The 15,113-nt window shown below is 66.2% G+C and carries 4 protein-coding genes; all 4 read left to right on the plus strand.

Annotated features, from left to right (window positions below; all coding sequences use genetic code 11):
• Positions 1 to 109: 109 nt before the first annotated feature.
• The 4 genes from AT302_RS09850 (at position 110) to AT302_RS09865 (ending at position 14,945) form a co-directional block, all read left to right on the plus strand.
• Positions 110 to 12,319 (plus strand): filamentous haemagglutinin family protein, encoded by a 12,210-nt coding sequence (locus AT302_RS09850; protein WP_058378289.1) that lies wholly within the window; start codon positions 110 to 112, stop codon positions 12,317 to 12,319.
• 252 nt (positions 12,320 to 12,571) lie between these two features.
• Positions 12,572 to 13,270 (plus strand): secretin and TonB N-terminal domain-containing protein, encoded by a 699-nt coding sequence (locus AT302_RS09855; RefSeq protein WP_058378290.1) that lies wholly within the window; start codon positions 12,572 to 12,574, stop codon positions 13,268 to 13,270.
• On the plus strand, positions 13,260 to 13,763 hold the full coding sequence (locus tag AT302_RS09860) for an RNA polymerase sigma factor (protein WP_058378291.1): 504 nt from the start codon (positions 13,260 to 13,262) through the stop codon (positions 13,761 to 13,763). The genes AT302_RS09855 and AT302_RS09860 overlap by 11 nt, the downstream gene beginning before the upstream one ends.
• A gap of 192 nt (positions 13,764 to 13,955) precedes the next feature.
• On the plus strand, positions 13,956 to 14,945 hold the full coding sequence (locus AT302_RS09865; protein ID WP_058378292.1) for a FecR family protein: 990 nt from the start codon (positions 13,956 to 13,958) through the stop codon (positions 14,943 to 14,945).
• Positions 14,946 to 15,113 lie beyond the last annotated feature (168 nt).

Genomic DNA, 15,113 nt, shown 5'->3' on the forward strand with positions numbered 1-15,113 from the left:
GGAAGACGAATCCACCATGGGCTGAATCGAAATGAACACAGTCGGGCATCAGGGCGCAACAACGAGGTTTTCACGACGCCGCACGCAAAGCACACGGCGATTCCTTCCGATGTCGCCCGTGATGCAGGCGGTCGCCGTCATGCTCGCGACCGGGGGCATCTGGGGGCAAGCGCACGCCCAGCAGGCCTTCAGCAACGCATGGTTTGCGGCACGCGGCGCCGCACAGGCGACGGCCACGCAGACAGGACGTCTGCCCAACGGTGCCCCGGTGAGCTCGCTCATGGACCCGTCGGCGCAGCAGCAACAGGCCAACGCGCAGTTGCAGACGTCGATTGCCAATCTGAGCACAGCAGCACAAAGCATCGCTGCAATGCAGGCCGCGCAGGCCACTGCGCGTGCAGCAGCAGCCAACACCAACGCTACGATTCCCGACGGTTTGTCGGAGGGCGGCCTCAAGGTCGACACCAACAGCCTGACCAAAGGCTGGCTCAACGCCAACGCGCCCACGCAGACGGTGTCGGGCGGCAAAGCCAGCGTCAATGTTCAGCAGACGGCCGACAAGGCGATCCTGAACTGGGAGACGTTCAACGTCGGGCGCAACACGTCGGTGAACTTCCAGCAGCAAAGCGACTGGGCGGTGCTCAACCGAGTAAACGATCCGCAGGCGCGTCCGAGCCAGATTCAGGGTCAGCTTCACGGTGACGGTACGGTGCTGATTCTGAACCGCAACGGCGTGATCTTCGGTGGCACAAGTCAAGTCGATACGCGCAACCTCGTAGTGGCGGCAACGCGCATGAGCGACGCGCAGTTTACGAGCGGCCTCTATGGAGCGAACGGCACGACGCCAAGCTTCACCGATGCACTGGGCAAGGTCGAAGTGCAAGCCGGGGCCACGATCACGACGCGCGCACCGACATCGGTCACGCAGGGTGGCGGGTATGTGCTGCTGCTGGGGAAGGAAGTCAGCAACGCGGGCACGATCATCACGCCGCAGGGGCAGGTGGCGATGGCCGCAGGCGACAGCTTCGTGATTCGCAAGGGCGTAGGCACCGACGCGAATACGGCATCGACGACACGCGGTAACGAAGTCTCGCCGCAGTTCGTCGCGCAGAGTACTGCGGGCAAGGTCGTGAACACAGGCTTGCTGATGGCGCCTGAGGGCGACGTGACGATGGCGGGCCGGGACGTGCAGCAACTGGGCGTGGCGGTCGCGACGACGACGGTGAACACGCGCGGCACGATCCACCTGCTGAACTCGGCGAGCGACACGCTGGGCAAGGTGACGATGGGCAGCGGGGCGCTCACATCGGTGCTCATCAGCGACAACGGTGCGACGGCGCTCGACAGCCAGCGTACCGCCATGATTCAGGACTCGGCAGCGCAAGACCTCATTCGGACGCAAACGGTATCCGGTCTGTTCGACAACCTCTCCCGTCTGGGAGACCGCCGTGACCAGTCGCGCGTAGAAATCGTCAGCGGCGGCAACGTCGAATTTCAGAGCGACTCGCTGACGCTTGCCACCGGTGGTCAGATCGCCGTGAGCGCTATCGGGCGAAGCCTCGTGGCGACACGCGCACAACTCGATGTCTCGGGCGCGGTAGGCGTGTCGCTGTCGATGGATAGCAACAACGTCAAAGTGAACGTGCAAGGCAACGAGCAGCGCGACGCGCCGGGCAACCGCGACAACACCGCGCTGAACAATGCGAACGTGTACATCGACCGCCGACGTCTGATTTATGTCCCCCCGTCCGTCGGCGGGTACGCCAACCAGCGCTGGTACACGGGCGGGGGCTTGCTCGAAGTCGGTGGCTATTTGTCGAACGTGGCGCATGGCATCGGCGAGTGGGCGGCGCAAGGCGGGACCATTGCACTGAGCGGCGGCAATGCCGTCACGCAGGCCGGTTCGGTGCTCAACCTCTCGGGCGGCTCGCTGAATGTGCAAACGGGGTATCTGAACCAGACGTGGCTGAAAGGCGTGGACGGTCAGATCTACAACGTGAATACCGCGCCCGCGAACATGATCTACACGGGCGTGTACACCGGGTTCACCGTGGAGCACCCGCGCTGGGGCACTACGGCGACGGAAAGCTACGCGAGTCCGCTGATTGCGCCACAACGCGTGCTGCAAAACGGCTACACCGTGGGGCGCGACGCCGGACAGCTGATCCTCGCCACGCCGAGCGCATCGCTGGCGGGCGACGTGGTGAGCGCCACGTACCAGGGGCCATCGCAGGTCAAGGCTGCGCAGCCGGGGTTAGACGGATATCTACAGGGGCAGGGGGCGGTCGCACGGGGTGCCCAACTGGTACTCGGTAACTACACGTCCGCCGCCAACTGGGACGCAACGCTCGGACCGACCGGCGTGTTCTACAACCCCTCGCCAGTCGCGCAGAACATCGTGTTCGCCGACGGGCCATCGCCGGTGGATGCGGTGGCGGCGCCCGGCGTACTCTCACTCGACAGTCAATATCTGGGCCGCATCGGCTTCGGCTCGATACTCGCGGCGGCGGGGCAGACGCTCACCCTGACGGGGTCGCTCGCCGTCATGCCGGGTGGCTCGATTGCGCTCTACGCGCCGCAGCTAGTCGTCGGTGCAGACCTCACCGCGCACAGCGGCAACATTCTGTTGGGCAACGTCTTCAATACGGTTTCGCAGACGGGCGTCACGATAGAGACGGCAATTCGCAGTGCACAAGGCAACGCCACTGTGAGCGTGGCACCGGGCGTAAGGCTCGACACGAGTGGGCTCTGGAGCAACCTGTCGCTCGACGCAGACAACGCCTCACGCGTGCCGTTCGCAAGCGGGGGTAACGTGCGGGTCAGCAGCACCGGCGACGTCAGCGTCGGCAGCGGCGCGTTGATCGACGTGTCGTCGGGGGCGGTCCTGCGTGCGAGCGGCGTGCCCGACGCGACACAGGGGGGCAGCGTGACGCTCGCCGCCGGTCATATCGTCGACAGCGTGGGCGGGCAGGGACGTCTCGACCTGCAAGGCGATCTGCGCGGTTATGGCGTAGCGGGCGGCGGCACGCTGACGATCGAGACCAGCGGCAATATCGTCATCGGCAAGGCGGCCAACGATGCCTCGGTGCTCACCGGCAACGCGGCACCGATTGCGCTCGATCCCGGCGTGTTCAACACGGGTTTCTCGAACTATGTTGTCAATGCGCACAACGGCCTCGCGATTACCCCCGGCACGCAGCTCGACGTGAGCATGCCGGTACTGCGCATCGTCCCGGGGACGCTCACATCGGTGGCGACCGGCAGCGATCCGCGCGCCGCGCTGACGGTCTGGACTCCCCCGCTTTACACGGAATCGGTGCAGAACGCGACGCTTACGCCGCGCGGCGGTGCGAGTGTGTCGCTGACTTCGGGATATGCGCTCTCGGACGGCTCGGCGCCACTCACCGTCGGACAGGGGGCTGTGATCAGCGTCGATCCGGGTCAGTCCATCGTTCTGAAGAGCGAAGACCAGTTGACGATCGACGGCACGCTCAACGCCTGGGGCGGGAGCATTGAGCTCGCGGCCACGGGCGCGACGGTATCGGGCTATCGCGACTCTCTTACCCGTTCCGTCTGGATCGGCGACCACGCGAAGCTCGACGTGGCGGCGCGTCCGTACGTCGCCTACGACTCGCTCGGACGCGCCTATGGCGTAGCGGGCAACGGCGGCACCATCACCGTGGACCCGAGCGACGCCTTCGTGGTGATTCGCCCGGGGGCAGTGCTCGACGCCTCCGGGGCGACGGCGGTGGTCGATGCCAACGCCGGCACGGCTACGAGCGGTCCGGCGCGGCCGGTCACGCTGGCGGGCACCGGCGGCGGCATCGCGCTGCACTCGAACAACGGCTTTCTGCTGGACGGCACGCTGCTCGCGCGCGGCGGCGACGGCGCTACCGGTGGCTCGCTCGGCGTGTACTTCGACACGCGGAGCTACGTGAATCCGGACGCTGCTACCGGGGCATTGCTCAACAAACTTCACGACATCACGCTGGTGCAGCAGGCCTCCGCAAGCAATGCGGCCAGCGACATGGCACCGGGCACGGCGAGTCCGGCACTCGTGTTCGGCAACGCCGTCATCGGCGTGGACAAGTTGCATGCGGGCGGCTTCGATAATCTCACGCTCTCTACGCACGACCGGTTCGTGTTTCAGGGCGATCTCGATCTGTCGCTGGCGGGCAGCATCAATCTGAAGGGCGGTCTGCTCAGCGTGGCCGATGCCACACCCAACGCACAAGTGCGTATTGCCGCACCCTACATCCGCCTCGACGGCGGTTCGTGGGATTCTCCGGCAACCGTGGGCACCGTGCTCTTGCCCGGCCTGTACAACCTGCGCGCGGGGCAGGCACCCGTCGGCGACAGCACGCTGACGTTCTCGGGCAATCTGATCGACGTCGCCGGTAAGGTCGTGTCGGGCGCGAGTGCGCTCGTCGGCGTGGGCGGCGTAGGGGGCGTGCCGTTCCCGGCGACCTACGTTGTGCAGAATGGGTTCAGCGACGTGGTGCTCAACAGCCAGGGCGACATTCGCTTGAACGGTGGTCTGAACGTCGCGGGCAATATCGACATGACGGCGGCACAGATCTATCCCGTATCGTCGGCCTATGCGGCGGTGATAGCGGGCGACCGGTACGCGGGCATCGATCCCGGCAGCCGTTTGACGATCCGCTCGAACGGGAGTGGCGTGCCCACAGTGCCGTATTCGGCCTTCGGCCAACTGGTGCTGCTCGGCGGCACCATCGATCAGGGCGGTGTGGTGCGTGCGCCGCTGGGGACCATTTCGCTCAATACGACGGGCGGCAATCTCGGCACCGACTGGCAGAGCGTGGTGCTGCTCGGGCAGAGCACCACGGCGGCGATACAGACCGACCCGACGGTCATTCTGCGCAGCGGCAGCCTCACGTCAGTGAGCGGTGCCGGGCTCGATATGCCGTATGGCGGCACCTCCGACGGCGTTACGTACAGCGGCGCGAACACCACCGGGCGAAATACCACGCAGTTCAATCTGGCCGACACGTTTGTCACGCGCGGTGACAGCAGCGGTGCCAAGTCTGCCGATTCGTGGGTGTTGAGCACGGGCGTGAACATTGGGGCATCGCGTCTGGTCGGCGAGAGCGGCGCAGTGCTCGATCTGTCCGGCGGCGGCACATTGCGAGGTGAAGGGTTCGTCTCCGGGCGCGGCGGCTCGGTCAACGTGCTCACGACACCGCTCGTGAATGCCAACCCGGTGCTCAATGCCAACAGCCGCGCCAGCGATCAGGTCTATGCGATCTTGCCCGGCTACGCGAGCGCCTACGCGCCCGTCGTGCTCGACAAGGGGGCGGGCGATCCAGCGGTCGGCAAGCAGATCACCCTCGGCGCGGGCGTGCCGGGGCTGCCTGCTGGCACATACACACTGCTGCCGTCGAGCTTCGCGCTCTTGCCCGGCGCCTATCGCGTGGAACTCGCGGGCAGTGTCGCGCTGCGTCAGGGCAGCGATGTGCCTGCCATGCTCACCACCAACGGCTCGTGGACGGCCACCGGCACGCAGAGTGTCGCCGGCACCGGGCAGCGCGACAGCCAACTCACGCGGCTGATCGTCACGCCGGGCGATACGGTGCGTAAGTATTCGCAGTTCAACGAAACGACGTTCAGCGAATTTCTGCTCGCGCAGGCGTCGCAGTTCGGTGCGGTACGCCCGCGCCTGCCGGAAGACGGCAAGCTGCTCAGCATCAACTTCGTGACGGGATCACCGAACACCGATGCGCTCGACTTTGCGAGCACGGTGCGGTTCGGGGGCGCGAGCACGTCGAATGTGACCGGCGTCGACGGGGCCATGTTCATCAACGCCGGTGCCACGCCCATCGAGGTGCGCACGGCGTCGGCCACGCCGACGACGGGCACCGTCTCGCTTGTCGACCGAGATCTGAATGCGTTCGGCGCGCCATCGCTCTCGCTGGGCGGCAACTGGACGTACTTCGACGGCCAGTCGACCCTTGGCGACAGTGCGCGACTCTACTTCGGTCTGGACGGCAAGGAGCACGGCGGCGTGACGCTGGGTCAGGGCACCACGCTCAAGGCAGGGCAGGTGTTTCTCGTCGGCCCGACGATCGATGTGCAGACCGGCGCGAGCGTCGACACACGAGGCTTCAGCGGCAACGTCATCGATTCATCGCTCGGCTATGTCTACGCCACGGGAACCAAGGCCGGTCAGAACCTCACGGAGAATCCGGCGCTGCTGGCCGTCGGCAACGGCTGGCTCGATCTCCTGCCCTCGGAAGGGTATGGCCAGATCCATGTGGCCGACGGGGCGTCGCTGCTGACGCAGGGCACGATTGCATTCGCCGCCCCGGGCGGGTTGTCGCTCGGCAACGTGAACCTCGGCGCACGTTATCTGAGCGTCTCGCAGAACCAGATCAACATCGGCAACGCGACGGCGATGGCCAATGCCAACGCCGCCGGGGTGCTGCCCTCGGGTTGGCAACTCACGCAGGACGTGCTCGACAAACTGCTGCACCCGTCGGCCACGTCGGGGGTGCCCGCCCTGACACGGCTCACGCTCTCGGCCGGTGGTGCGTTCAATTTCTTCGGGTCGACCACGCTCGACACCGGCGATTCGCCGGTGCAGATGGTATTCAGTTCGCCGGCGTTCTACGGTCTTGGCGGCAGCAACGACGTGGTGCGCATTGCCACTGCCAATTTTCTCTGGAGCGGCATTGCCACCGGGGCAGGCACGGCGGCGCAGCCCTACCAGAGCCAGACACCGTCGAGCGTGCTCGCGGGTGGCCCGGGCACCGGCACCGGCAAGCTTGTGATCGACGCGAAGACCATCGAATTCGGTTACGACGCGCTCGCGCAGCCCCAGAGCCAGGTGGCGCTCGATCGCCTCGCGTTGGGGTTCTCCAGCGTGGCGTTGCAGGCCTCGCAACGCGTGACGGCCAACCATCTGGGCACGCTGAGCGTAGCGGGCACACAAATGCCCAACGGCTCGCGCAGCGGTGGCGATCTCGCGATCACGACGCCGCTGCTCACGGGCAAGGCAGGGTCCGCGATGACCTATACGGCGGGCGGCACGCTCTCGGTGAGCGCGCCGTCGGGCAGCAGTCCAGCGGGCACCACGAGCGAGACCGACCTCGGGGCGGCGCTCACACTGAACGCCCGCTCGGTGGCACTCGACACGGCCGTGGCGTTACCCAGCGGCAAGCTCACCGTCAACGCCGACGGGACGATTGCGCTCGGTGCGAATGCCGAACTCGATCTCTCCGGCCGCGACAAGGTGTTCTACGACGTCACGAAGTCGAGCTGGGGTGGCAAGGTCGTGCTCGCGAGCACGAGTGGCGATATCACCCAGCAGACAGGCTCACGCATCGATGTGTCAGCCGCGAACGCCGATGGCGGCTCGCTGAGCGTGAGTGCACCGCAGGGACAGGTGAGTCTCGCGGGCACATTGCGGGGCGCAGGGGGCGCGGGGCAGGCGAACGGCCAGTTCTCGCTCGACGCTGCACAGGTGAGCGACGCGGGGTTCTCTGCCCTCAACGGCTCGCTTAACGATGGCGGCTTCTTCGGCGCGCGCACGTTCCGGGTGCGACACGGCGATCTGAATGTGGGCGATGGCGTGCGCGCAGGCACCGTGAACATCTCAACCGACAACGGCAGTCTGCGCGTGCTGGGCACCATCGATTCGTCGGGCGCGACACCGGGCGCCATCGTGTTGTCTGCGTTAGGCGATCTGACCATTGACGGCGCTGCTGTCCTCGATGCGCGCGCGACGCAATTGGCGACCGATAGCTATGGCGCGCCGATCGACGCGCAGAACCGCGCCAACGTCACACTCACCTCGACGGGTGGCACCGTGCGTCTCGGTGGCGGCGCGCGCTTCGACATGCGCTCGCCGGACGGCATCGCGCGCGGGCATCTGGAGATCAACGCGCCGCGCACGGGCGAGACGAGCGGTGATATTCGTATCGACGCGTCGGCCCGCCCGGACGTGCGTGGCGCGGCGAGCATCGCCGTGAACGGTTTCTGGACGTACACGCCGCTCGATGCCAACCACACGATCACACAGGACAATGGCGACGCGTCCGGCAACCCGGTCGGCGCAGACGGCGTACTCGGCCTGAACCAGATCGACACGCGCAACCGGCAGTTCATCGGCAACGCGTGGGCGAACGCCAGCCTGCAATCGCGGCTCGCAGGTCTCGCGGGCTATGGCGGCACCTTCCACCTGCGCCCCGGCGTCGAGGTGACGAGTCCGGGCGATCTGAACACGAAGGGCGACCTCGATCTGTCGGGGCTGCGCTACGGCCCCGGTGTCGTCGCGGGCGTTCGTGGATCGGGCGAACCCGGCGTGCTAGTGATGCGCGCTGCGGGCGATCTGAAGATCAACGGCAATGTGACCGACGGCTTCGCGCCGCCTGCGGCGTCGCCCGATGGCACGATTTACCAGACGGTCCTCTCGGCGGTTACGCTCGCCACCCCGTACACCGTGGGCACGGGCGGCATGACGCTTGGCGCAGGCACGCAGTTGCCGCAAAGCGGCAGGCTCAATTTCAACGTCGCGCTCCCGGCGAACACGCAGATCTACCTCTCGGATACCACGCATACGCCGATCGATCTTTTGCTGGGTGGCGTGGGCAATGCCAACCGGCTGAAAGCCGGGGTTGTCACGACGGCGGACATCATTCTGCCGGCCGGTTATGTGATGAAGAACGGCACGGTGGTCGGGGCGGGTGGCTATCGCATTCCGGCGGGTACCAACACGACGTCGCTCGTGGGGATCGTCGGCACGACGACGAACAACTTGCTGCTGCCCTCCGGTACGATCCTCAAGGCCGGCATGAACGCGATCCAGTTCAACGACGCGGCGGCCTACGCCATGAAGGTCAGGGCCATGACGTGGCCGGCTGGAACGGACATCTCGGCCATCAAGGGGTACACGTTCGCGGTCCCGGTCGATCTTGCACAAGGCAGTGTCCTGCCCACAGGCATGTACGTGTCGACGGGAAGCGCGGCAGTGGGCAGCCGTCCGATCTGGGCGCTGGCACCGATGCTCGATCCGGGCACCGCGTCGTGGTCGATGCGGCTGGTGGCCGGCAGCGATCTCACCGGCGCTGACAGCCGGGCAGTCCTCACGGCAACGCAGGGCGGTGATTTGCTGCTGAACAATCCGTTCACCGTGAACGTGGCCGGACGAGGCGTGGGCACGCCTGCCGCCGGGATCAGCGTGCTGCGAACGGGCACGGGCGATCTCGAACTCTATGCGGCGGGCGACTATCAGCAGTCGTCGCCGTTCGGCGTGTACACGGCGGGCACCTCGGTGCCGGGCACGGGCGCAGGCACCGAATGGAATGCCGCGCGCGGCACGCTCCCGGATGGCACGTATCTGGGCAATATCGTGGCGGCGCGCACCGACTACGAGGCGGCGCTCAACGCGCAGCGCATGTGGTTCACGCAGAACGGCGGTGATTTCACGTTGTCGGCGGGCGGCAATATCCTCGGCTGGCAGGAGCCCAATTCGGAAATGGTTGGCACCTGGCTGCTGCGTCAGGGCGGCGCGGCGCTGGGGCAGGCCACGGCGTGGGGGATTAACTTCGGCACCTATGTGCTCGATGGCAACGGCGTTGCCTCATCGTCGGCGCTCGGGCTGGCGGCTTTCTCGGGGATGGGCGCTCTCGGTGGCGGACGCGTGAACGTGATCGCGGGCGGCAATATTGGCGCTGACACCGGCACGTCGCAGCGAAACGTCGTCGTGGCCGTCGGCGGCTCCGGCCGTGTGACCGGCAACACGCTTGTGCAGACGGGCGGCGGTGCGCTCAATGTGAGTGCGGGCGGCAGCATCTTCGGCGGTCTTTATGCGGATCTGCGCGGCAACACGTCGTTGCAGGCCGATGGCAATATCGGCGAGATGCTGCTGCGCAACTATGGGGTTTCACTCGAACAGGATCCACGCGGGCTGAGCAGTCACACGGCTTACTCGGCACTCAGCCGCGCAGGGGTGGGACTGGCCCCGGGCGACGGCACGGTGACGATCAATACGCTGGGCGACCTCGTCATGGGCAAGGTGATCGACCCGGGCCGCGCCGAGTCGCGCGTGTTGAGCGAGGGGGTGCTGAACGGCGCGCCCACGAGCGCCACAAACTGGTTCACGTTGTGGACCGATGCGACACGTCTGATGCTGTTCTCCGCAGGTGGCAACGCATCGCCGTTCGGCAGCTTCATCAACGATCTCACCAACAACGCGATGTACCTGCCTCCGGTGCTCGACGTCACCGCAGCGGGCGGGAGCATCTACTATGCACCGCGCCAGTCCGTCGACTATCTCATGCCGTCGCCGACCGGCTACTTCCAGTTTCTCGCGGCCGGTGGGGTCTCCGGCGTGGGGGCCAACAACGCCAGCTTTATCAGCAATCCGTTCGGCGCCCTCGGCACGTCGCTCTCGTCGATGGCCACACCGTTCCAGCCCGCGTGGCAGACGCCGACGGTCTCGAACTACTGGAACGGTGGCGTGACGTCGATCGACCCCGCGGATTTTTCGACTATTTACGAGACTCAGTACCAGTCGAGTTCCGGGCTGTACTGGGGCGGGGGCGGCACGCTGTTCATGTTCGGCCCGAATACGGTGACCGATGCGAGCGCCGATGGCCACGGACAGATCTCGCGTGTCTACGCGCTCGCGGGCGATCTGCAAGGCGTGAGAATCGGGCAGAGCCGTACGGCCACGTCCGGCACCGGTGCGCCGGTCACGTCGTACTGGGCGTCGAAGCCGGTGCGGCTGATCGCGGGTGGCGACATCGTCAACAGCGGCGGCCTTATCAAGAACACCGACCCGTCTGACATCTCGATGGTGGCTGCCGGCGGCAACATCGACTTCAATGGTGCGAACGCCACCGGCTTCACGATCATGGGGCCGGGCACGCTGGAAGTCTCCGCGGGGGGCGACATCTACATGGGCAACGTGGCGAACCTCACGAGCTACGGCGCCATCGTGCCGGGCGACCGCCGTCCCGGGGCCGATATCGTCGTGCAGACAGGCCTTGGCGCGGGCACGCCGGGGCAAGGGCAGACCGATGTGGCCGACTTCGCGCGCCGCTATCTCGACCCGGCCAATTTGGCCGACCCGAACCAACCGCTGACGTCACAGCCGGGCAAGGTTGCCAAGACCTACGATGGCGAACTGTTCGCGTGGTTGCAGGCACGCTTCGGCTATCAGGGCGACCGTGCGCATGCGCTTGCCGACTTCCTCGCGTTGCCCTCAGAGCAGCAACGCGTGTTCGTGCGTGAGACGTATTACGCCGAACTGCTTGCTGCCGGGCGCGAGTACAACGACGCTTCGAGCAAGCGCTACGGCAGCTATGTGCGAGGCCGTCAGGCCATCGATACGCTGTTCCCGAGTGTGGCGGCCGACGGCTCGTCGATCTCGCGCCACGGCAAGCTCACGCTGTTTCAGGGCAATACGACCAATGGTGGCGTGCGCACCATCGCGGGCGGCGACATCGAACTGCTGTCCCCGGGCGGTAGCGTGACGCTGGGTATCGAAGGTGTGGCGCCGTCGAGCGCCGCAACCACCGTGCCGGCGGGTCTGCTCACGCAAGGCGACGGCAGTATCCGGATCTACAGCCTCGACAGCATTCTTCTGGGCCTCTCGCGTGTGATGACGACGTTCGGCGGGGATATTCAGGCGTGGTCCGCCGAGGGCGACATCAACGCGGGACGCGGCGCGAAGACCACGGTGCTGTACACACCGCCGAGGCGTGTCTATGACGCGTGGGGCAACGTCGCGCTCTCGCCCAATGCGCCGAGCTCGGGGGCGGGCATCGCCACGCTCAACCCGATTCCCGAGGTCAAGCCGGGCGACGTGGATCTCGTGGCGCCGCTGGGCACCATCGACGCGGGCGAAGCGGGGATTCGTGTGTCGGGCAACGTGAACTTCGCCGCGCTTCAGGTGGTGAACGCCGCGAACGTGCAGGTGCAGGGCAAATCCACTGGCCTGCCTGCCATTGCCGCGGTCAACGTCGGTGCGTTGACCAACGCGAGTGCGACGGCGGCACAGGCCGCCACTGCCGCACAGGACGCCATGGCGCGTGACCGGGCGGCGCAGCGTCAGAACACGCCGTCGATCTTCACCATTCGCATGCTGGGTGCCGGCGTGGCGCCGGCGGGTGGGGCGGACACGCAAGGCGCCCGGCAGGACGGCAGTGCATGGCAGAGCGGCGATGCGGCGGCGAATTCGCCCGCTTACGACCGCCGCAATCGCGTGCAGATTGTCGGGCATGGGGCGGATCTGAGCCCGCAGGCCATGTCGTTGCTGACCCCTGCCGAGCGAGGGCGGTTGGCACAGGCGCAGTAAGCCGGTCATGCGCCGGACGGATCGGGGCGCTGAGTGCGCCCCGATCCACTGTCAGACGTCTTCTTACATCGGATTGCTCGCTATGTAACAAAAAATTCATATCGGACTGCTAGCCTGCGCGGTGACTTCTATTTCGCACGCTACCCATCGCGGCCGCTATCGGCCCGGGCCCGTTGTGCGCCCAACGAAGCGGACATGCTCAGAACCATAGCGACAAGCGTTCCGCGGCCGATATTGCTACTGTGTCTCGCGATGATCAGCATTAGCGCTTGCCCTGCCCGTGTCTGGGCGACGACTGCCGTCGCCGGCATCGTCGCCGATGCCGACGCATCGGGTGACGCGCTGCTGCGTTTCGACATCCCCTCGCAGCCGCTGCAATCCGCGTTGGAATCCTACGGCGCGTTCGCCGACGTTTCGCTGCTCTACGACAGCTCGCTCACTGCGGGACGTGTCTCCACGCCGGTGCAAGGTGAAATGACCGCCCGCGCGGCACTCTCCCGATTGCTCGACGGCAGCGGTCTCGTGCCCCGCTACACGGGATCGAAAACGGTGACGCTGGTCGCCGGTCGCACAAACAGCCCCGACGCCGATGGCGATGCCGCGACAGATCCGGCGGCGGCACGCCGCTACTTCGGACTGATTCAGACCCGCGTGCACGACGCATTCTGTGCGCAGCCACTGCTGGCACAGGGTGCGCGGCGCGTCGCCTTCCGGCTATGGGTCGGCACGAATGGTGTGATCGGGCCGGTGGCATTGCTTGGATCCAGCGGCGATCCCGCGACCGACGCGGCGGTCGTGAGCGCACTTCAGGGGGCGGGCGTGGGCGAGCCCGCGCCGCCTGCGCTGGCGCAGCCTTTTACGTTCGTGGTACAGCCCCGTGCCTCCGGGCGTAACTGGGGCTGTGAGGCGGCGACGGATGTGCCGAAGCCGGGGAGGTCGCATGGCCGATAGCAGCCGCGCTACCCTTCGCGAGTTGTTGGTTCAGCGCTACGCGCAACTGAAGACAATGCTCTCGCGCAAGCTCGGCTCGTCCGATCTGGCGGGCGACGCGCTACAAGACACCTGGTTGCGTCTGGAGAACAGCGAGAACATCGATTCGGTGCGAAACCCCGGTGCCTATCTGTACCGCATGGCGTACCACGCGGCGATTGACAAGCAGCGTGCGGAAGACCGGCGGCTGAGTACGGGGGAGATCGAGACCATGTTCGATCTCGTGAGTCCGGCACCCGGGCCCGATCAGATCGTCGAAGCGCAGTCCGATCTGGGCGAGCTGGCGCGCCTGCTGGAGCGCATGCCGGCGCGCCGCCGCGAAATCTTGCTCGCGGTAAGGCTCGACGGCCTTGCGCAGCGCGAGGTGGCGGAGCGCTTCGGCATCTCGCTTCGGCTGGTGGAACTGGAACTCCAGCGGGCGCAGGAATTCTTTTTGGAACACATGGACCGGTAGCGACGCGCGACGTGGCACGAAAACATGACAATCGTGCGACGTCGGTAAAAAAATATTCAGAAATTTTGCGGTTTTCGGCGGCCTCATCCGTCATGTCATTATGACGCGCCGAAATTCGGTCGCCCCTGGGGCGGCGGAGCGACGGCAGACCGCTGGTAGAGGATTGGCAAAGGCTTGGCAGACACATCGCACATGAAGGCAGCACCCGACACTTCGACCCGGCCCGCCACCGCGCGCGCCTTGCAGCAGGACGCCCACGCGTGGGTGCGACGGCTCACGTCCGGTGAGGCCACCGTTGCCGACGCGCAGGCACTCCAGCGCTGGTGCGAGGCGAGTCCCGAGCATGCGAGTGCGTTTGCCGAGGCACGACGCCTGTGGCGCGACCTTGGCCCAGCGGGAGAGATGGTGCGTGCGCGTGCGACAGCGGCAGCGACTCACCCGCCACGCATGAGCCGCCGATGGTTTTTGGGCGGCGCGCTGGCGTCCGCCGCCGGGGTAGGCGCGGCCGTCATCGCGCCGGCAGGCTTCTGGGGCAGCATGACAAGCATGGCCGGTGCCGATTACCGCACGGCCACGGGAGAGCAGCGTCAGATTGCCATGGGCGAGGGGGTGACGCTCGACCTGAACACGCGCACGAGCATTGCCATGCTTAACGGCACCAGCACACGCCAAGGCGTGGATCTGCTCGACGGCGAGATTGCCGTGGATAACACGGGGAGTGCCGGTAATGCGACGACGTTCGTGGTTGAAGCCGGTAAGGGACGTGTGACCGGCACCCGGGCGAATTTCGAAGTCCGGCATCTGGCTTCGCAGGTCTGCGTGACGTGTGTCTCGGGCAGTGTCGGCGTGTCGCTTGGCAACCAGCAGGTGGCGCTCGCTGCGCAGCAGCAGGTGACGTACGAAGGACAGCGTCTCGGGGCGGTGACATCGGTGGATACGGCGGCGACGTCGGCATGGCGCAACGGCGTACTCGTGTTCCGCGATACGCCGCTCGCTCAGGTCGCGGACGAGATCAATCGTTATCGCAACGGGCATGTGGTGGTGTTTGACAACCGGCTGGCGCAAAGCCGTCTGAGTGGACGTTACCGCATTGATCGTCTTGGCGAAATCTTCGCGCAGATTCAAGAGGTACTCGGTGCCCGGGTGACGCAGTTGCCGGGCGGTATCGTGTTGGTGGGGTGAGCTTGTCGTGGTGAGCGAACGCAAAATGTTCGCGTGAGGTTTGCGGGTTTTGATGATGAGCGTCGTCATCACAGGGAAGGGCGCTTGTCCCCGTGAAAGGGAGGGCGTCTGCTAACCGATTGCCATTGCAAACCCGACATGCCATCGAACTCGCAACCGACGCTTCTT

It is taken from the genome of Pandoraea norimbergensis, assembly GCF_001465545.3.
In the GTDB taxonomy this organism is placed as follows: Bacteria; Pseudomonadota; Gammaproteobacteria; order Burkholderiales; family Burkholderiaceae; genus Pandoraea; species Pandoraea norimbergensis.